Raw genomic sequence first — 19413 nt, forward strand, 5'->3', positions numbered from 1 at the left:
CGGATTAAGGGAAAATAGATATGAAAAAAATTGAAGCTATTATTAAACCATTTAAATTAGATGATATTCGAGAGGCGCTAGCTGATCAAGGTATTACCGGTATGACAGTGACTGAGGTTAAAGGTTTTGGGCGCCAAAAGGGGCATACCGAACTTTACCGTGGTGCGGAATATATGGTTGATTTTTTGCCGAAAGTAAAAATTGAGCTTATTGTCCCTGACGATATTTTAGAAATGTGTATAGAGACGATTATGAAAACAGCGCAAACTGGCAAAATTGGTGATGGAAAAATTTTTGTTTATAATGTTGAACAAGTAATTCGGATTCGAACTGGTGAAATGGATGAATCAGCGATTTAGTTTAAATTATTGAATGTCTGGCCGCTCTTGTTTTAGTAATTGAGGTGTTACAACACCTTGAATAGAGCAAATAAGAAGGGTCATATTTGGACCTTTTTCAAGTAATAATAGCTTTTCGGTAGTATCCGGTGCTGGAATCGTTTTGACACCAACAACAGTGCCGGTATTTTTATGCCAGACTTGGATGTCATCATTAATACTTCGAATCATTGGATTTCCGATATAAAGAAGGTTTTCTTCCATATTTTTCCAATTTATTTCTTTTAGTGTCTCTTTTATTTGATTAATATCATTGTCTATGATGAACCCCCAGAAATAATATTTCCCTATTTTTCCAAGATCCATAGCACTGTCATAATAGCCTGTGATTGTTAGGTTTTTATAAGCCATTGGTGTTTTGAAATAAACATAGTTTTTGTCTAAATTAGTACGATTTTCTACAGAGATATAAGCTTGATTTTGATTGAAAACCTTGATGTTAGTATATTTTTCTAATTCTTCTTTATTGGCATAAACATCTTTAAAAAAAGATGGAGTGCACAATGTTAATGATTCAATTAATGGTAATTTATCGGCGGATGCGATAAAAGAGTAAAACATAAAAAATAGAGCAATAATTTTTTTTATCATATTGATTTGGATTGACAAAAATTAGTTACCATTAAGTTAGTTAATTGGTTTTGATTGTATAATTATTATGACAGAATAACAATGTTAAAGCAGCTTTTCTTTTTAAGAATTGTTAAGATTTGTTTGTTTTTTAATGATGTTTTTTTACAAAAATTGATTTTATGTCACAAGAAGATAATTTATCAAGTAATAATGTATTTAATGTTTATATATGGAAGACAGATCGCATAATTATGAATTTATTTAGAAATTGTTTGAATATGGAATAACTATAATTTAGATTAATTGATAAGTTATTTTAGTTGCTTAATAAAGTTTAAATGGAAATTGATTATGTGTTCAACATTTGCAAATCGAATTTTAACAGAGCTTTCTGATGTTAAAGATATTTCAATTAAAACATTTTTTGGCGGATTTAGCGTTAATAGTGAAGATACCATGTTTGGCTGGATTACTCAAAAAGACTTTTATTTAAGAGGACATCCTGATTATCGATCAATTTTTATTGATTTAGGCATGCAGCCATTAAGCATAACAATGGGTATGTCAACTAAATTACTTGATTATTATAAAGTTGGTGATGTACTTTTTAAAGATCATGAAAAGTTACTTGCTATGGTAACAATGGTGATTGAATATACTAAAAAAGAACAATATGAAAAAGGTAAACTCAAAGAAAAACGGATAAAAGAGATGCCAAATATGACTTTGTCATTAGAAAGATTGTTATGCAGTGTCGGAATCAAAGATGTTGAAGCTCTTCAAGAAGAGGGATATTTAAGTGCATATTATAAAATAAAACAAAAGAAATCGGCAATTTCAATTAATATTCTGTTTGTTTTATATAGTTCATTGCATCGGTTTCATGTTGCTACCTTATCTAAGGAAACTAAAAAAGCAATTGAGCTTGAATATCAATGTTTTTTAAATCAGATAGATGGCAATTTGAATGAAAAATGATTTTGGTGGCTGGTATTAATTAGTGCGAATAATATCATCATCAAAAGTTATCCTAAAATAAAGCTATTTAAAAATGATGTAGTTAAAGTATTATCGTATTTTTAGATAGCTTTTTATAGTTTATATTATTTCGTTTTTTTACTACCAGCTGTTTTAGTTAGTTTGTAGGTTTTCTTCTTGGTGGACGCCTAAAAGGTTTTGGAGTTGGTAAATCGACCAATAATGCAGAAGGATCATACTGGCTAACGGGAATAGCATGAGCAATTGCTTTTTCAATAGCAGGTAAGTTTTGTGAATAACGTTCACAAGCTAGTGAAATCGAGTAACCTTCAGCGCCAGCACGTCCTGTTCGTCCGATTCGATGTCGATAATCATCGCAATCATCGGGTAGATCATAATTGAAAACGTGAGTAACATTTGGGATATGTAATCCTCGAGCCGCGACATCAGTGGCAACTAAAATATCAAGTTGTCCTTGTGTGAATTGCTCTAAAATTGATAAACGCTTTTTCTGAGCGATATCGCCTGTTAATAGTCCAACTCGATGGCCATCAGCAATAAGGTGTCGCCAAATTTTTTCACAAGCTACTTTGGTGTTAGCAAATACAATGCAGCGATCTGGCCATTCTTCTTCGATAAGTGTTTGCAATAGTGCCAATTTATCTTCATTTGATGGGAAAAATAGCTCTTCTTTGATTCGATGACCAATTTTTTGTTCTGGCTCAACTTCGACATATTGTGGATTGTTCATATGCTCAAAAGCTAATTCGCGCACATTGTGTGTTAATGTTGCAGAAAACAGCATAGTTAACCTTTTGTTTGGTGGAGTCATATGCTTGAAGATCCAACGTATATCGCGAATAAATCCTAAATCAAACATGCGATCGGCTTCGTCTAACACGACAACTTGAATAGCTTCTAAATTAATGTAATTTTGTTTCGCATAGTCAATTAATCGCCCTGTTGTTGCAATTAAAATATCAATGCCAGTCGAGAGCATTTTTAATTGTTTATCATAGCCATCACCACCAAAAGCAAGCCCTAATTTAAGCCCTGTTTCTTCCGATAAGCGTTCTGCGTCATGGTATATTTGCACAACTAATTCGCGTGTTGGTGCAATAATGATAGCTCTTGGTTGATTGATTTTGTGATCGGGTAAAGGTTCATGATTCAACAAGTGATTAAATGTTGATGCCAAAAACGCCATGGTTTTGCCTGTTCCTGTTTGCCCTTGTCCGGCGATATCAATTCTTTTGGTGGTTAATGGCAATGTTTTTTCTTGAATAGGAGTGCAATAAATAAACTCTTTTTTCTCAAGTGCTTTTAACACTAAAGGATGAAGAGGGAATTGGCTAAAAGTTGTTTTGGTAAGATATGCTTGAATCATTGTGATTGTGAATATAATTACAGAATTTTAGTATTATAACATATTCAATACGCTGGCATCACTAATAATTATATCCTATTATACTAATTACTAGTAGGGAAATACAAAGTAATCTATTATTGCATACCAGTTAAAGTATGTTGGAGATAAAAATGAGTAATAATATCGTTCTGTTATCGGAAGCTACATTTGATAAAACAATTAATGAATCAACAAAGCCCGTACTTGTTGATTTTTGGGCTCCATGGTGTGGACCTTGTAAAATGATTGCTCCGATCTTGGAAGAAATAGTGCAAGAATATGGTGATAAAATTGTTGTTGCTAAATTGAATGTTGAAGAAAACCCTAATGTGGCACCTAAATTTGGTATTCGAGGCATTCCTACTTTGTTGATTTTTAAAAATGGACAAGTGGCTGCCACTCAAGTAGGGGCTTTATCTAAAGCTCAGCTTAAAGATTTTATCGATCCGCAATTATAATAGATATCCTATGTTTGGATATGAGTTGTTAAAAGAGTAATTTTATATATTACTCTTTTGGATCCTATCTTTTTACTATGTTTAGTAACTTAGAATAACTAATTCAATTAAATATAGACATATTAGTATTTTTAGTGTAAATTGCTAGCCTCTTACAAATATTCCTTTCTAAAATTCATTGTTTTTATTGGTAAAGTGGTGAAATTCTATATTCAGATCTTCAATTATCATCAAAAGCTTAGTAATCGATTGAATTTATGTGTTGTAAGGGAAAGAAATTTTTTATAAGTAAATGAAACTAATATACAAAAATAATATTAATTGCAAACATATCAATTTTATCCTCAAGAATTTTTAAAATTATGAATTTAACTGAATTAAAAAACACTTCTGTCTCTGAGCTTGTCGCGCTTGGTGAAAAAAAAATGGGGCTTGAAAATCTTGCCCGCCTTAGAAAACAAGACATTATTTTTGCAATCTTAAAGCAGCATGCCAAAAGTGGTGAAGATATTTTTGGTGATGGTGTACTAGAAATTTTGCAAGATGGATTTGGCTTTTTACGTTCAGCCGATAGCTCTTATTTAGCTGGGCCTGATGATATTTATGTATCACCAAGTCAAATTCGACGATTTAATTTAAGAACGGGTGATACCATTGCCGGTAAAATCCGTCCTCCTAAAGAGGGTGAGCGTTATTTTGCTTTACTAAAAGTAAACGAAGTCAATCACGATAAGCCAGAAGATGCTCGCAACAAGATTCTTTTTGAAAACTTAACTCCCCTTCACCCTAACTCTCGATTACGTATGGAACGAGGCAATGGTTCAACCGAAGATATCACAGCAAGAGTGCTTGATTTGGCTTCGCCAATTGGTAAAGGTCAACGCGGTTTGATTGTTGCACCACCTAAAGCGGGTAAAACAATGCTTCTGCAAAATATTGCTCAAAGCCTAGCCGTTAATCATCCTGAATGTGAGTTAGTTGTATTGATGATTGATGAGCGTCCAGAAGAAGTGACTGAAATGCAACGTCTGGTTAAAGGCGAAGTTGTTGCGTCGACATTTGATGAACCAGCAGCAAGGCATGTTCAAGTTGCTGAAATGGTTATTGAACGAGCAAAACGTTTAGTGGAACATAAAAAAGATGTGATTATTTTGTTAGACTCAATCACTCGTTTGGCGCGAGCTTATAATACGGTTGTTCCTTCATCAGGTAAAGTTTTAACTGGTGGTGTGGATGCGAATGCATTGCATCGTCCAAAACGCTTTTTTGGTGCAGCCCGTAATGTAGAAGATGGTGGGAGCTTAACCATTATTGCAACCGCATTGATTGATACTGGTTCTAAAATGGATGAAGTTATCTACGAAGAGTTCAAAGGTACGGGTAATATGGAAGTCCATTTATCACGTAAAATTGCTGAACGTCGAGTGTTCCCTGCCATTGATTTTAATCGTTCTGGTACACGTAAAGAAGATTTAATGACTTCGCCAGATGAACTGCAAAAAATGTGGATTTTACGCAAAATTCTTAACCCAATGGGGGAGACTGATGCGATGGAATTCTTGATTGATAAACTGTCCATGACTAAAACCAATGATGAGTTTTTTGAAATGATGAAGCGGTCGTGATTTGCGCAGTTAATAGTAAATATCATTAAAGTAATGAAAAAGAGCTGTATTATATTCTGATACGGCTTTTTTTATGGCAAAATATAGCGTAATTTATAAAACTTAATTAAGTTTTAGTTGTTGTTAAAAAGCCTTATGGTTAAGGTTATAAAGGTTTAATAAAGGAGCCAACTCATGTCAAAGCAACAAATCGGTGTTATTGGAATGGCAGTTATGGGGCGAAATCTTGCGCTCAATATTGAAAGTCGTGGATTTTCTGTTGCTATTTATAATCGTTCTAAAGATAAAACAGAGCAAGTCATGGCTGAGCATTCTGATAAGCAATTGGTTCCTTATTTTACCATTGAAGATTTCGTCAATTCTTTAGAAAAGCCACGTCGCATCCTAATCATGGTTCAAGCAGGTAAAGGCACTGATGCTGTAATAGATGAATTACGCCCACTTTTAGATAAAGGCGATATTATTATTGATGGTGGTAATGCTTATTTTGAAGATACCATTCGCCGCAATAAAATGCTTTCAGATGAAGGCTTTAATTTTATTGGTACAGGTGTTTCTGGTGGTGAAGAAGGGGCGCTTAAAGGTCCTTCAATTATGCCAGGTGGTCAAAAAGAAGCTTATGAGTTAGTTGCACCTATATTAGAGAAAATAGCAGCTAAGGCTAATAACGAACCTTGTGTGACTTATATCGGTCCAAATGGTGCTGGCCATTATGTGAAAATGGCTCATAATGGTATTGAGTATGGCGATATGCAACTGATAGCGGAAAGCTATTCTGTGTTAAAACATGCCGTTGGTTTAACTAACGACGAACTTGCTGATGTTTTTACTGATTGGAATAAAGGTGAATTAGATAGTTATTTGATCGAAATCACAGCCGATATCTTCAAACATAAAGACGAAGAAGGTAATTATTTAGTTGATGTGATTTTAGATGCTGCAGGCAATAAAGGGACAGGTAAATGGACTAGCCAGAGCGCTTTAGATTTGGGTGAGCCTTTATCATTAATCACTGAGTCTGTATTTGCTCGTTATCTATCTGCAATTAAAGATCAGCGAGTTGCGGCATCAAAAGTATTAAAAGGTCCTGAAAAACAGTCTTATAGTGGCGATAAGAAAGAACTGATAGAGAAAGTTCGTAAAGCGCTATATATGGGGAAAATTATTTCTTATGCACAAGGTTTTGCTCAGTTGAAAGCCGCATCCCATAAATATCAATGGAATTTGAATTATGGTGAAATAGCTAAAATTTTTAGAGCAGGTTGTATTATTCGTGCGCAATTTTTACAAAAAATTACGGATGCTTATGCTGAAAATAACGAGATTGATAATTTGTTGCTAGCCCCTTATTTCAATAAAACGGCAGAAGCTTATCAACAGTCATTACGTGATGTGGTATCTCTAGCTGTACAGCAAGGTATTGCAGTTCCTACACTTTCGGCTGCTATTGCTTATTATGATAGCTATCGTTCGGCGGTATTACCCGCTAACTTGATTCAAGCACAACGAGATTATTTTGGTGCTCATACTTATCAACGTATTGATAAAGAAGGGATTTTTCATACAAATTGGCTAAATATTGAATCATAGTATTTTCAGTTAATAACCTTATTTTGGTAAACAAAAGTGCAAGTAAGTTTGCACTTTTGTTATTTTTTGTTAGTGAGTTTATTTTTCTTCTCTCTCTTCATTATTAAAACCCTTGTCATTATTGGCTTGAAACTTGTCAAGTAATTTTGTTTATTAAAAAATCTAGAAAAACACTATATATGGTGTATAATTATTTATTATTTACTATATATAGTGTTTGGCGATGTGGGGGTTGGGTTTATATCATAAAAACTAATGATTTAATAAGAAATGAATAATTACAACGAATATTGATGTTGATATAAAACCTACGATAAGCGCTAAGTGTTAATGAATATTGAGGAGTATATATGCCTGTAGTAATTAAACGAGATGGTTGTCAAACTGCATTTAATGAAACTCGAATCAAAGATGCCATCATCAAAGCTGCAGTTGCGGCCAATGTACATGATCCAGATTATTGCGTAGCTGTTGCTCGTGTTGTTACTAATCAAATGAGCGAACGTGAAAGTGTTGATATCAATGAAATTCAAAATGCTGTTGAAAATCAGTTGATGTCAGGTCCTTATAAAAAATTGGCAAGAACTTATATTGAGTATCGCCATGACCGTGATCGCGCTCGTGAAGAACGTAGTCGGCTAAATCAAGATATTCGCGGGCTAATTGAGCAAAGTAATGTTGCTATTTTAAATGAAAATGCTAACAAAGATAGCAAGGTGATCCCAACTCAACGTGATTTGCTCGCAGGTATTGTGGCAAGGCATTATGCTAAACAATATTTGTTACCAAAAGATATTTCACGTGCTCATGATTGCGGTGAAATTCATTATCATGATTTAGATTATGCACCATTTTTTCCGATGTTTAACTGTATGTTAATTGATTTAGATGGCATGCTAACTAACGGATTTAAAATGGGTAATGCTGAAATTGAACCACCAAAATCAATTGCGACAGCGACAGCAGTAACTGCGCAAATTATTGCACAAGTCGCTAGCCATATTTATGGTGGGACGACTATTAATCGGATCGATGAAGTTTTAGCGAAATTTGTTACCATCAGTTATAACAAACACAAACAAGTGGCAGAAGAGTGGAATATCCCAAACCCAGAGGATTATGCAAAAAGCCGAACTCAAAAAGAGTGTTATGATGCGTTTCAATCTCTTGAATATGAAGTGAACACTTTGCATACTGCTAATGGTCAAACGCCGTTTGTTACTTTTGGTTTTGGTTTAGGAACAAGTTGGGAATCACGCCTAATTCAAGAATCTATTTTAAACGTTCGTATCAAAGGACTTGGTAAAAATCATAAAACAGCTGTTTTCCCGAAATTGGTTTTTGCAATTAAAGATGGGATTAATTATAAGCAAGGCGATGCAAATTATGATATTAAACAACTTGCGTTGGAATGCGCAAGTAAGCGTATGTATCCAGATATTCTAAACTACGATAAAGTTGTCGAAGTTACTGGATCATTTAAAACGCCAATGGGCTGTAGAAGCTTTTTAGGTGTTTATGAAGAAGATGGTCAATTAATTCATGATGGGCGTAATAATTTAGGAGTTATTAGTTTAAACTTGCCTCGTATCGGTATTGAGGCTAAAGGCGATGAAGCTCGTTTTTGGGATATTTTAGATAAACGTTTAGCGCTATGTAAAAAGGCTTTAATGACACGTATTGCTCGACTGGATGGTGTAAAAGCGCGTGTTGCACCTATTTTATATATGGAAGGTGCTTGTGGTGTTAGACTTAATGAAGATGATAGTGTTTCTGAAATTTTTAAAAATGGTCGGGCTTCGATCTCTTTAGGTTATATTGGTCTTCATGAAACATTAAATGCACTTTACGGAAATCAAACACATCCATTTGACAGCGATAAATTACGTGAAAAAGGGGTAGAAATTGTTGAGCGTTTACGTAAAGCGGTAGATCAATGGAAGGATGAAACTGGTTATGGTTTTAGTTTATATAGTACGCCAAGTGAGAACTTATGTGATCGATTCTGCCGACTTGATACAGCTGAATTTGGTGTGATTTCTGGTGTCACAGATAAAGGCTATTATACGAACAGTTTTCATCTTGATGTTGAGAAAAAGGTTAACCCATATGAAAAAATTGAATTTGAAAAAGCTTATCCTTCTATCGCAAATGGTGGATTCATCTGCTATGGTGAATACCCTAATATGATTAACAACATCAAAGCATTAGAGGATGTTTGGGATTACAGTTATACTCGAGTGCCTTATTATGGAACTAATACGCCAATTGATGAGTGTTATGAGTGTGGTTATACTGGTGAATTTTCTTGTACGAGTAAAGGCTTTGTTTGCCCAAGTTGTGGTAATCATGATTCTTCAAAAGTTTCTGTTACTCGCCGTGTTTGTGGATATCTGGGTAGCCCTGATGCTCGCCCATTCAATGCCGGTAAACAAGAAGAAGTAAAACGCCGAGTCAAACATTTGAATAATGGTCAAATTGGTTAATAATAAATGTAATACTTATGAATTATCATCGCTATTATCCCGTAGATGTTGTGAATGGCGAGGGTACTCGTTGTGTACTTTTTGTTGCAGGCTGCGAACACCAATGTCCAGGTTGTTATAACAAAAGTACATGGGGAGTAAATTCAGGTTCGCCATTTACACATTCACTTGAAGATCAAATCATTAAAGATTTGCAAGATACAGAAATAAAACGTCAAGGATTATCTCTTTCTGGTGGTGATCCTTTGCATCCTCAAAATATTCAAGCTATATTAAAATTGGTTCAACGCGTTAAATCTGAGTGCGATAACAAAGATATCTGGCTTTGGACAGGGTATAAATTTGATGAGTTAACTGCTGAACAACAAGCCGTTATTCCTTATATTGATGTGTTAATTGATGGAAAATTTGTACAAGAACTTGCTGATCCTCGCTTATTGTGGCGAGGAAGTAGCAATCAAGTTATTTATCGTTTTAAATAAAAAATTGGGTTATTTTTGTGATTTATGTAAATTTAAAAGATAAGAAATTGCCTCACGATAATTAATTTCAAGATTTTCACTGCTGGATGATGTGATATGTAAATCGGTTATTTTACCGTTATCAATACCGTAAACCCAACCATGTAAATTCACTTTTTGACCTCGTTGCCATGCTGATTGGATTATTGTGGAGTGACCAAGATTGTAAACTTGTTCAATTACATTGAGTTCACATAACACATCTAAGCGGATATCGGGTGGAAATTGGCCCAGTAGTGAACTGTTTCGAAACCACAGATCACGAATATGCAGTAGCCAGTTATTAATTAACCCTAAATCAGGATTTTCAACCGCATCACGAATTCCACCACAACCTAAATGACCACAAACAATGATGTCTTCAATTTTGAGTACATCTACAGCATATTGAACGACAGATAAACAGTTTAAATCTGTATGGATTACAAGATTACCGACATTTCGATGTACAAATAATTCGCCGGGTTTTAACTTAATGAGTTTTTCTGCTGAAACACGACTATCCGAGCAGCCGATCCACAAAAATTTAGGGTTTTGTTCAATGGCAAGTTGTTTAAAAAAATCTGGATCTTCTTGCTCTATTTTTTCTGACCATTCATGGTTGAAACGAATTAAATCCTTGACATCAAACATAATTAATATTTTCCTATATATTTCATTATTATTTTTACTATTTTTTATTTTATGTTGATCAATATTGTTCAGTATGCTGAATCTTGCTTTTCATTATTAATTTACGCCATATAGGGGTTGTTAATAATTTAGCCTTAACAATTTTGCCATAAAGTTTGAAGCGTAGTGGAATTGTTCGTTGGTAATAGCATTTATTGGGCTTTGGATGGCCACTGTTTAAAATTTTACTTAAAATTTCAGCACTATCCAAAGCATAGCTAATACCTTCCAAAGAACTTGCACTAATAAAACCTGCTGCTTCCCCTATCAAAAATATATTTTCATTACCGGTGTAAAAATCACGTAATCGATTTGGATAAACCACTAAGCATTTTTCTGTTTTTAGGGGTTCTCCAAAAATAAATCCTTGCTTTGATAGTTTTTCTTTTAATTTTTCAAAATGTTGATTTGCTACTTTTTTGGGGAAAGCACCACCAAAGATAAAATAACCATCTTTCGAAATGCTCCAAGCGTAGCAATTTGTCGATTCATTATCAAAGACGCACGAATTAAAAGGATTTGGGTGCATTTCTGGAAACCATTGCTGTATCGCTACATACTGTCTTATTGTATGTTGAGGATATCGCATCCGCCTAACAAGGGAGTTTGCACCGTCAGCGCCGACTACATATTGTGCTGTGACATTGTGTTCTGTTTTATCTTGAGCAATATAAGTGATTTGATAACCATCAATGATACGTCTAACTTCTTTACAAAGTGTATTATGGAGTACTGTAACTTTTGATGGTATCAGTGATTTTAGCCATAGATCAAATTTGTGTCGATCAAAGCTTACGTAACTTCGTTGGTAATTACGAATAAGTTTGGTTTGTAAGTCTATAGTTTTGACACTAAAAATTTGCGGATCAGTTAAGATATCTTTGGGTAAATTTAACTTTTGTCTAATAAAAGCTTTTTGTGCATCATTGGCTAATAATCCTCCACAAGGTTTATGGAAACCTTCATTTCCGGCTTGATGTTTTGTATCTAATGCAATGACTTTAAAAGAAGGGCTGAGTAAGCGAGCTAGCGTACTGCCAGCAGGTCCAAGACCTATGATTGCGATATCGTAATCCATGTTAATTTTGTTGTTTGCTTTATCACTTTTAAAAGGTGTTTATGTTAGCAAATTATATTAAATGTGGCTATTAGATATGTAAGTTTATCTATACCAGTTAACTTTTAAAAAAAATCAATAAATTATATGTTTTAGGATAAAAACAGGATTTGGACTCACTATCTCGATCTGCTTACTTTTGTTATTGGTCTGATATTGTTTTTAAAAATGCTTGATTTAATTCATTAAATGGTAGTTTACGACTGATTATTACTAATCGTGATATTCTTTCTGATAAATTTTGCCAGGGAGAACCATAGTCAAATCCTACGACCTTATGCACACCTTGAACAATTAATCGTTGATCGTTCCCTTTTATTGCTAAAACACCTTTGTAGCGCAACATATCGTTGCCATATTGTTCGACTAAGCGTTCCATAAAAGATCCAATTTTTTTTAGATCGAGTTCGCCAGCTTCAAAGAGATAAGAACAAATATTATCATCCCACGATGTGTTTTGTTTTTGTCGTGGTAGTGGTTTAAATCCAGCTTCGAAAATTTGCGTTGGATTAATAACAAAAAAACCTTTATTTATTGTTAGCTCATCACTTAATTCAAAGGCATGTATATCAAGCCATTGCGATTTTGGTATTTGACCTTTTTCTGTTTCAAAGATAGCCGCTTTATGGTTGATTTTATGAATTCGGTTAATGACTTCTGCCTTTTGTTCATCATTAATACAATCAGTTTTGGTTAAAATAATTCGATCAGCAAAACCAATTTGTGAAAAGGCTACACGATGTTCATTAAGGTGTTTTAAAATATGTTGAGCGTCAACAAGAGTAATAACAGCATCAAGTTGAATTGTTTCACGAATTAAATCATCAATAAAAAAGGTTTGAATAATCGGTGCCGGATCAGCAAGCCCAGTTGTTTCGATAATCAATCGCTCAAATTGTAATTCACCAACTGAACGTTTTGCGTGTAATTTATGTAATGCTTCAGTGAGTTCACCTTGCACTGTACAACAAATACAGCCATTAGTCATTTCAACAAGTTGAATTTCGGCACTAACATTTAATAAATTACTATCGATGTTTACTGGACCAAATTCATTTTCGATAATAATCACTTTCTCATCATGGTTATGCTTTAACAGATAATTAATAAGTGTTGTTTTACCGGAGCCCAAAAAACCAGTTAATAAGGTAACAGGTAATAATGAAGATGAAATAGGGTCTGTCATTTATTGTCCCTTAACCGTTAGCAACATTTAAATCCACCTTTGCCACTATATTTTGCATCTTGACGCTCTTTGAAAAACTCTTCATAAGTCATGGGTGTTTGTTCTGGATGAGTGAGCTTCATGTGCTGAACATAATTATCATAATCAGGAATGCCAATCATTAATTTAGCAGCTTGGCCCAGATATTTTCCTGCTTTAGCGAGTGAATCAAACATACCTTTTCTCTTAATTGAACATTATTGTCTTATACTGAGATATTAAATCCTTGTCAATCATATCTCATAACTTAAATTACATTTAAAAATTAATATATTCCAATATAAGATGCTAATTAGCCTGAGTCAATCATTGATTAATCGTAATTGTTATTAAAGTAAGAAATATGATGAAATTTCGATAGCTATTGATTTTATTTATTTTTCGTTGATTTAGAAGAAGGCCGTATTTTAAATTTTTCATGAAATTCATTTATCTATCAGTAAATAAATTCTATAATATTTGCTAATTTATCAAGCATAAGAGTTAATAATGGAAAAATTTCACGTAACAGGCCCAACCATGTTAAATGGTGAAGTGGTTATTTCTGGGGCAAAAAATGCTGCACTACCCATTTTATTTGCTGCGATTTTGGCAGAAAAACCAGTAGAACTTCGCAATGTTCCCAAACTGAAGGATATTGACACAACGTTGGAATTGTTAAGCCAGCTAGGTGTAAAATGTGAACGAAATGATTTTATTCATCTTGATGCAAGTCATCTTAATAACTATTGTGCGCCTTATGATTTAGTTAAAACTATGCGTGCCTCAATTTGGGCTTTAGGTCCATTGGTTGCTCGTTTTGGACAAGGACAAGTTTCATTACCTGGTGGCTGTGCTATCGGCGCAAGACCTGTTGATCTTCATATTACGGGTCTTGAACAATTAGGGGCGACAATTACACTTGATGAAGGTTATGTTAAAGCATCGGTAAATGGACGGCTGAAAGGTGCTCATATTGTTATGGATAAAGTCAGTGTTGGCGCGACTGTGACTATTATGTCATCTGCTACTTTAGCTGAAGGTAAAACTGTAATCGAAAATGCAGCTTGTGAACCTGAAATTGTTGATACAGCTAAATTCCTGAATATGCTAGGCGCTAAAATTACCGGTGCTGGTACTATGCGTATTGAAATTGAAGGGGTCGAATGTTTAGGTGGTGGTGTGCATGAGATCGTTTCGGATCGCATTGAAACCGGGACTTTTTTAGTTGCGGCTGCTATATCTCAAGGTAAAATTACGTGTCGTAAAACTGATCCTACCTTACTTGATTCCGTGCTTTCTAAATTGAAGGAGGCTGGTGCTAAAATTGAAATTGGTGAAGATTGGATTTGTTTAGATATGCAGGGAAAAAGAGCGAAAGCGGTCAATATTCACACCGCTCCGCATCCAGGGTTTCCTACTGATATGCAGGCACAATTTTCATTATTGAATATGGTTGCTGAGGGTACAGGAATCATTAAAGAAACGATTTTTGAAAATCGATTTATGCATGTGCCTGAGTTAATTCGTATGGGTGCTAGAGCTGAAATTGAAGGCAATACATTAATTACGCATGGCGTTGAAAAATTAAGTGGAACACAAGTTATGGCAACGGATTTACGAGCATCTGCAAGTTTAGTTTTAGCTGGTTGCATAGCAGAAGGTTTAACGACGGTTGATCGAATTTATCATATTGATCGTGGTTATGATAATATTGAAGAAAAACTAAGAAAATTAGGTGCGAATATTGAAAGGGTAAAATAAATCTCATTTTATTAAATATGATGAGTCAGTTACTTATTCAAAAGAGGGGCAACAATGACAAAACAAGCGTTGGTATTTTTATCAAATGGTTGTGAAGAAACAGAAGCAGTCACGACAATTGATTTATTAACCAGAGCCGATATTAAAGTGACTACCGCGAGCATCTCGAATATTCGTGAAATTGAATGTTCCCGAGGAGTAACAATTTTAGCTAAAAAAACGATTTTAGATATTCAATACATTGATTTTGACGTTGTTATTTTACCCGGTGGTGTAAAAGGTGCAGAAAATTTTCGAGACTGTCCATTATTGATCGAGAAATTAAAACAAACACACCAGAGTGGTGGTATTGTTGCTGCAATCTGTGCTTCGCCAGCCATGGTTTTGCTGCATCATAATTTATTCCCACATGCTGATATGACCGGTTATCCAACCACTAAAGAGGCATTCAAAAACTGGAAAGCTGATAGAGTTTATTATGATGAGCAAAATAAAGTCATTACCAGCCAAGGTCCTGCGACATCCATTGATTTTGCCTTAAAAATTATCGAGGTATTGTTAGGACAAACAAAAGCTGCCGAGGTTGCTCAACAGTTAGTTCTTCCATCAGGGATTGAATCCTATCAATAAATAGGTATCAAATGTCAAATTCACATTTGTATGAAAGATTAGTTAAAAGAGCGACATTGAGCGCTGTTCTAATCTCTATTTTTCTAATTTTAATTAAATTGATTACTTGCTGGTTAACGGGATCAATAAGCTTATTTGCGTCATTATTGGATTCAAGTATCGATTTACTTGCTTCTGGATTCAATTTCTTTTTAGTCCGTTATGCGCTAAAACCTGCAGATGATGAACATACTTTTGGTCATGGTAAGGCAGAATCGTTGGCTGCATTATCGCAGAGCGCATTTATTATTGGTTCTGCGATAATTTTATTACTTTCTAGTATTCGCTCTTTTATTCACCCAAGCGAGTTGCAGCTTCCTTTATTAGGAATTGCTGTTTCGATAGTTTCTGCTGTAATTACAGCTGTTCTTGTCTTATACCAAAGACACGTTGTAAAAATGACCAGCAGTAATGCTATTCAGGCTGATATGCTACATTATTCTTCCGACATGCTGATGAATATTGCTGTTATTATTGCACTTTGTTTAAGTTGGTACGGCATTACTTATGCTGATGCTGCCTTTGCATCGTTTATTGCTTTATACATTTGTTATAACGCTTATCATATTGCTTATCGTGCTATTCAAGATCTACTTGATCGTGCTTTGCCTGATAGCGACAAGGTAAGAATTGCTGAAATTGTTACTTCATATCCTGAGGTACAAGGTTTTCATGAGCTAAAAACACGGCAAGCAGGTCCTTTGAAATTTATTCAATTGCACCTTGAGCTAGATGATGATATGCCTTTAATTAGAGCACATGCTATTGCCGATGCTATTGAAGAACATATTTCTAAAGAGTTCTCTCCAGCAACAGTGATTATTCACCAAGATCCAATTTCCGTTGTGCCAACCGAAATAAAGAAGTAGAAAAATTAATCAAAAATAGCTTTTATTGTCTATTGTTAGATATCAGTTAAGACTCTATAATAACGAAAAGTTAATAATTTGGAGTTGTTTCATATGATAAAAAAAATAGGTATTTTAACCAGTGGTGGCGATGCTCCGGGAATGAATGCTGCTATTCGTGGTGTTGTAAGAACTGCATTAGCAGAAGGATTGGATGTCTTTGGTATTTATGATGGTTATATGGGGCTTTGTGAAGATCGTATTGTTCAATTAGAGCGTTCAAGTGTATCAGATATTATTACTCGTGGTGGTACATTTCTTGGTTCGGCTAGATTCCCAGAGTTTAAAGATAAAAACGTAAGACAAAAAGCCATTGCTAATTTAAAAAAACATCAAATTGATGCTTTAGTGGTTATTGGTGGTGATGGTTCATATATGGGGGCAATGCGATTAACTGAAGAAGGTTTTCCATGTATCGGCTTACCAGGTACTATCGATAATGATATTCGTGGAACTGATTATACTATTGGCTATTTTACTGCCCTTAGTACTGCAGTTGAAGCCATTGATAGATTACGTGATACTTGTTCTTCGCATAACCGAATTTCAGTTATTGAAATTATGGGGCGGGACTGTGGTGATTTAACTTTAAATGCTTCTGTTGCTGGTGGCTGTGAGTTTATGATTATTCCTGAGGTTTCTTATACTAAAGAAGATCTAATCGAAGAAATTAAACTGGGCTTTGCAAAAGGTAAAAAACATGCAATTGTAACTGTTACAGAGCATATGTGTGATGTAAACCAACTTGCAGCAGATATTGAAGCGGCGGTTCATCACGAAACTCGTGCAACGGTATTAGGTCATGTTCAACGTGGCGGCTCTCCTGTTCCTTATGATCGTATTTTAGGTTCTCGTATGGGCGCTTATGCTGTTGAATTGCTGCTACAAGGTCATGCTGGTAGAAGCGTTGGTGTACAAAATGGTAAATTAGTACATCATAATATTATTGAAGCTATTAATAATATGAAGCGCCCATTTGATATGGATCTATACAATACCGCTAAGCGATTATTCTAAAAGTTAATTGTTTGGTAAAACATAATCTGTATTGATAAAGATCTAACTTTTTATTATAGGTGAACTATTGAACATAGAATCTTACAATAGTCACCTAGTTTGTTTATTTGTAAACCTTCCTAAAATTAGTTTATATTGGATTCAACTTACTATAAAAGTTTTTGGCATTAATGAAGTATAAATGTGTTTCACAATAATTTAATTACAATTGTATATAGGTAATTTTATGTCATTACATTTTTTAGAAGATGATGATTGTTTTTACGTCTGTGATGTCAATAATAGAAAAATAGCTGAAATGACTTTTACAAGAGTTGGAAATGATAAAGCTACCATTGATCATACTTACATTGATCCAGCATATCGAGGCCAAGGTATTGCTAATCATTTATTAGATCTTGTGGTTGAACGATTACAGCAAGAAAAGCGTGAAATTATTCCTATTTGTTCATTTGCTGTTAAAAAGTTATCAATATAACTATTCTTTTAATTAACTGATTTTTATATATATAATTATAATTATTTGTCCAAATTTTATTTTCATAAATAGTAGTTCTAATTATGCGAATATGCGATAATGTATGCTAATGTGTTTTCATTAACTTACAATACCCAAAATGGTAACAGAAAAACCGCAAAAAATTCATTCAATACATGTATTACGTGGTGTTGCAATTATTATGATTGTTTTTAGTCACTGTTTAGGTGTGTTTAAAAACACTCACTTAATTGCTGATAGTTATCTATTTTCTTTTTTGAATTTATTTGCATTTAATTTCACAACATTTTTTGTATTAATTGCAGGTTTTTTATTTCAACATCTAACATACAAATTTGACACTAGAACATATTACTTATCAAAGTTTAAGACTGTGGTATGTCCTTACATTTCGGTATCTATTTTCTGCTTTATATTTTTTCATTATCAATATTTATCAGATTTACCTTGGTATTCCTCGACCGAATCTAGCATAATTAGTACAATAACAAAAATGATGTTAACTGGAACACAGTTGTTGCCATTATGGTTTATGCCTATGATTATTATCATTTATTTAATGGCCCCTTTATTATACTTTTGGTCGAAGAAGAGTTTAATTGTGGCTGGTTTGATTTCTATGTTTTGGGTTGTGATGTTTACTAAACCTGATTTTACTCAACCTTTTTTAAATTTATTACATTATGGTCCAGTTTATTTAACTGGTATGATGATAAAACAAAATTATCAAACCATTATGAAATTAGTAAAAAGTAATTTATTTTTAGTCATATTCTTTTTTGGTTTATGCTTTTGTGTTCCTTTCGCTTATCGCTATACAAGCCATTTAAGTGTTGAAAAGCTTTATTATGATACATTACAAAAAATTATTCTGTTTATATTAGCGCTTTATTTTTTAGATAAATTAAATCACAAAAGCAATGAAGGAAAATGTTATAAATTCTTTTCTTATATGGCAAATATCAGCTTTCCAATCTATTTTATTCATGAAATTATTGTGTTAGAACTTGAACAAATATTGTATCAGTCTCCACTCAAAAGCATAATTAAAACAAATAATGGCTGGCTAGCATCATTGGGCGCTATAATTTTTTTAGTACTCAGTTTAGTTTTAAGTGTTATCATTGCTAACATTATAAAATTGATTTTCAAAAATAAAGCGCAATATCTTATTGGTGGTATGCGTTAAGTAATGCTATTCATATTTTAATTTATTATTTTTTATTAAAAAACTAGATTGTCTTTTATATAGCTAATGAAATTTATTTTGTTTGTATCAAATGTATTAAGTAAAACAATTTGAGCAAATAAAGAACAAACGGAAAAAAAATTAAAATTAATACTTGCGCGAATTTTTTAAGTCCCTATAATGCGCATCCACTGACACGCAGTCAGCGAAAAGCAGACGGTGAGTGAGTTAAAAATAAGATCGAAAAATTGAAAAAAGATCTTGACGAATAAAAAAGTGTAGCGTAGTATACGCAGCCCTTGAGACAGCAAACTAAAGCGGTAAAATGTTTGGTTAA

General features: G+C 33.8%; 19 protein-coding genes. 13 read left to right on the forward strand and 6 right to left on the reverse strand.

Annotated features, from left to right (window positions below; translation table 11 throughout):
- Positions 1-20 precede the first annotated feature (20 nt).
- Positions 21-359: a nitrogen regulatory protein P-II gene (glnB, locus tag ACYIAJ_RS08850; protein WP_065586186.1), complete on the forward strand. Its 339-nt coding sequence runs from the start codon at positions 21-23 to the stop codon at positions 357-359.
- Positions 360-365: 6 nt separating this feature from the next.
- Here glnB and ACYIAJ_RS08855 read toward each other — a convergent pair whose 3' ends face one another.
- The gene (locus tag ACYIAJ_RS08855) at positions 366-1007 is read right to left on the reverse strand and encodes a hypothetical protein (RefSeq protein ID WP_483560585.1); all 642 of its coding nucleotides are present in this window, start codon (positions 1005-1007) and stop codon (positions 366-368) included.
- 315 nt (positions 1008-1322) lie between these two features.
- Between ACYIAJ_RS08855 and ACYIAJ_RS08860 the strand changes: the two genes are divergently transcribed.
- Complete coding sequence (locus ACYIAJ_RS08860; protein WP_483560586.1) at positions 1323-1949, forward strand: TfoX/Sxy family DNA transformation protein; 627 nt, start codon at positions 1323-1325, stop codon at positions 1947-1949.
- A gap of 157 nt (positions 1950-2106) precedes the next feature.
- Here the strand turns inward: ACYIAJ_RS08860 and rhlB are convergent, their stop codons facing one another.
- On the reverse strand, positions 2107-3336 hold the full coding sequence (gene rhlB / locus ACYIAJ_RS08865) for an ATP-dependent RNA helicase RhlB (RefSeq protein ID WP_483560587.1): 1230 nt from the start codon (positions 3334-3336) through the stop codon (positions 2107-2109).
- Between the two features lie 152 nt (positions 3337-3488).
- On the opposite strand from rhlB, the gene trxA reads away from it, so the two are divergent.
- The 5 genes from trxA to nrdG all read left to right on the forward strand — a co-directional run bounded on the left by trxA (position 3489) and on the right by nrdG (position 9998).
- Positions 3489-3815, forward strand: coding sequence for a thioredoxin TrxA (gene trxA / locus ACYIAJ_RS08870; RefSeq protein WP_483560588.1), 327 nt, complete (start codon positions 3489-3491; stop codon positions 3813-3815).
- A gap of 362 nt (positions 3816-4177) precedes the next feature.
- Positions 4178-5440: a transcription termination factor Rho gene (gene rho / locus ACYIAJ_RS08875; protein WP_091348247.1), complete on the forward strand. Its 1263-nt coding sequence runs from the start codon at positions 4178-4180 to the stop codon at positions 5438-5440.
- Positions 5441-5614: 174 nt separating this feature from the next.
- On the forward strand, positions 5615-7030 hold the full coding sequence (gndA, locus tag ACYIAJ_RS08880) for an NADP-dependent phosphogluconate dehydrogenase (protein ID WP_483560589.1): 1416 nt from the start codon (positions 5615-5617) through the stop codon (positions 7028-7030).
- Positions 7031-7380: 350 nt separating this feature from the next.
- Complete coding sequence (gene nrdD / locus ACYIAJ_RS08885; protein ID WP_483560590.1) at positions 7381-9516, forward strand: anaerobic ribonucleoside-triphosphate reductase; 2136 nt, start codon at positions 7381-7383, stop codon at positions 9514-9516.
- A gap of 17 nt (positions 9517-9533) precedes the next feature.
- Positions 9534-9998 carry an anaerobic ribonucleoside-triphosphate reductase-activating protein gene (nrdG, locus tag ACYIAJ_RS08890; RefSeq protein WP_483560591.1) on the forward strand — a complete coding sequence of 155 codons (465 nt, stop codon included), beginning with the start codon at positions 9534-9536 and terminating at the stop codon, positions 9996-9998.
- A gap of 9 nt (positions 9999-10007) precedes the next feature.
- On the opposite strand, the gene can is transcribed toward nrdG, so the two are convergent.
- The 4 genes from can to ACYIAJ_RS08910 form a co-directional block, all read right to left on the reverse strand.
- Positions 10008-10670, reverse strand: coding sequence for a carbonate dehydratase (gene can / locus ACYIAJ_RS08895; RefSeq protein WP_483560592.1), 663 nt, complete (start codon positions 10668-10670; stop codon positions 10008-10010).
- A gap of 58 nt (positions 10671-10728) precedes the next feature.
- A complete protein-coding gene (locus ACYIAJ_RS08900) occupies positions 10729-11787 on the reverse strand; it encodes an FAD-binding protein (RefSeq protein WP_483560593.1) in 1059 nt (352 codons plus the stop codon).
- Between the two features lie 181 nt (positions 11788-11968).
- A complete protein-coding gene (locus ACYIAJ_RS08905) occupies positions 11969-13012 on the reverse strand; it encodes a CobW family GTP-binding protein (RefSeq protein ID WP_483560594.1) in 1044 nt (347 codons plus the stop codon).
- A 17-nt stretch (positions 13013-13029) separates the two neighbouring features.
- Entirely contained in the window at positions 13030-13227 is a 198-nt protein-coding gene (locus ACYIAJ_RS08910) for a YbdD/YjiX family protein (RefSeq protein ID WP_174797950.1), read from the reverse strand.
- 313 nt (positions 13228-13540) lie between these two features.
- On the opposite strand from ACYIAJ_RS08910, the gene murA reads away from it, so the two are divergent.
- The 6 genes from murA (at position 13541) to ACYIAJ_RS08940 (ending at position 19076) form a co-directional block, all read left to right on the forward strand.
- Positions 13541-14794, forward strand: coding sequence for a UDP-N-acetylglucosamine 1-carboxyvinyltransferase (murA, locus tag ACYIAJ_RS08915; RefSeq protein WP_483560595.1), 1254 nt, complete (start codon positions 13541-13543; stop codon positions 14792-14794).
- A gap of 54 nt (positions 14795-14848) precedes the next feature.
- On the forward strand, positions 14849-15424 hold the full coding sequence (locus tag ACYIAJ_RS08920) for a DJ-1 family glyoxalase III (RefSeq protein ID WP_483560596.1): 576 nt from the start codon (positions 14849-14851) through the stop codon (positions 15422-15424).
- Between the two features lie 11 nt (positions 15425-15435).
- Entirely contained in the window at positions 15436-16332 is an 897-nt protein-coding gene (locus ACYIAJ_RS08925) for a cation diffusion facilitator family transporter (protein ID WP_483560597.1), read from the forward strand.
- A gap of 93 nt (positions 16333-16425) precedes the next feature.
- On the forward strand, positions 16426-17388 hold the full coding sequence (gene pfkA / locus ACYIAJ_RS08930; RefSeq protein ID WP_483560598.1) for a 6-phosphofructokinase: 963 nt from the start codon (positions 16426-16428) through the stop codon (positions 17386-17388).
- A 226-nt stretch (positions 17389-17614) separates the two neighbouring features.
- Positions 17615-17866 carry a GNAT family N-acetyltransferase gene (locus tag ACYIAJ_RS08935; protein WP_483560599.1) on the forward strand — a complete coding sequence of 84 codons (252 nt, stop codon included), beginning with the start codon at positions 17615-17617 and terminating at the stop codon, positions 17864-17866.
- Positions 17867-18005: 139 nt separating this feature from the next.
- The gene (locus ACYIAJ_RS08940) at positions 18006-19076 is read left to right on the forward strand and encodes an acyltransferase family protein (protein WP_483560600.1); all 1071 of its coding nucleotides are present in this window, start codon (positions 18006-18008) and stop codon (positions 19074-19076) included.
- Positions 19077-19413 lie beyond the last annotated feature (337 nt).

Source organism: Gilliamella sp. X-46 (genome assembly GCF_057063525.1).

Coding starts and splice junctions, on each gene's coding strand:
- glnB (WP_065586186.1), top strand. CDS start 21: ATGAAAAAAATTGAAGCTATTATTAAACCATTTAAATTAGATGATATT.
- ACYIAJ_RS08860 (WP_483560586.1), top strand. CDS start 1,323: ATGTGTTCAACATTTGCAAATCGAATTTTAACAGAGCTTTCTGATGTT.
- rhlB (WP_483560587.1), bottom strand. CDS start 3,336: ATGATTCAAGCATATCTTACCAAAACAACTTTTAGCCAATTCCCTCTT.
- trxA (WP_483560588.1), top strand. CDS start 3,489: ATGAGTAATAATATCGTTCTGTTATCGGAAGCTACATTTGATAAAACA.
- rho (WP_091348247.1), top strand. CDS start 4,178: ATGAATTTAACTGAATTAAAAAACACTTCTGTCTCTGAGCTTGTCGCG.
- gndA (WP_483560589.1), top strand. CDS start 5,615: ATGTCAAAGCAACAAATCGGTGTTATTGGAATGGCAGTTATGGGGCGA.
- nrdD (WP_483560590.1), top strand. CDS start 7,381: ATGCCTGTAGTAATTAAACGAGATGGTTGTCAAACTGCATTTAATGAA.
- nrdG (WP_483560591.1), top strand. CDS start 9,534: ATGAATTATCATCGCTATTATCCCGTAGATGTTGTGAATGGCGAGGGT.
- can (WP_483560592.1), bottom strand. CDS start 10,670: ATGTTTGATGTCAAGGATTTAATTCGTTTCAACCATGAATGGTCAGAA.
- ACYIAJ_RS08900 (WP_483560593.1), bottom strand. CDS start 11,787: ATGGATTACGATATCGCAATCATAGGTCTTGGACCTGCTGGCAGTACG.
- ACYIAJ_RS08905 (WP_483560594.1), bottom strand. CDS start 13,012: ATGACAGACCCTATTTCATCTTCATTATTACCTGTTACCTTATTAACT.
- ACYIAJ_RS08910 (WP_174797950.1), bottom strand. CDS start 13,227: ATGTTTGATTCACTCGCTAAAGCAGGAAAATATCTGGGCCAAGCTGCT.
- murA (WP_483560595.1), top strand. CDS start 13,541: ATGGAAAAATTTCACGTAACAGGCCCAACCATGTTAAATGGTGAAGTG.
- ACYIAJ_RS08920 (WP_483560596.1), top strand. CDS start 14,849: ATGACAAAACAAGCGTTGGTATTTTTATCAAATGGTTGTGAAGAAACA.
- ACYIAJ_RS08925 (WP_483560597.1), top strand. CDS start 15,436: ATGTCAAATTCACATTTGTATGAAAGATTAGTTAAAAGAGCGACATTG.
- pfkA (WP_483560598.1), top strand. CDS start 16,426: ATGATAAAAAAAATAGGTATTTTAACCAGTGGTGGCGATGCTCCGGGA.
- ACYIAJ_RS08935 (WP_483560599.1), top strand. CDS start 17,615: ATGTCATTACATTTTTTAGAAGATGATGATTGTTTTTACGTCTGTGAT.
- ACYIAJ_RS08940 (WP_483560600.1), top strand. CDS start 18,006: ATGGTAACAGAAAAACCGCAAAAAATTCATTCAATACATGTATTACGT.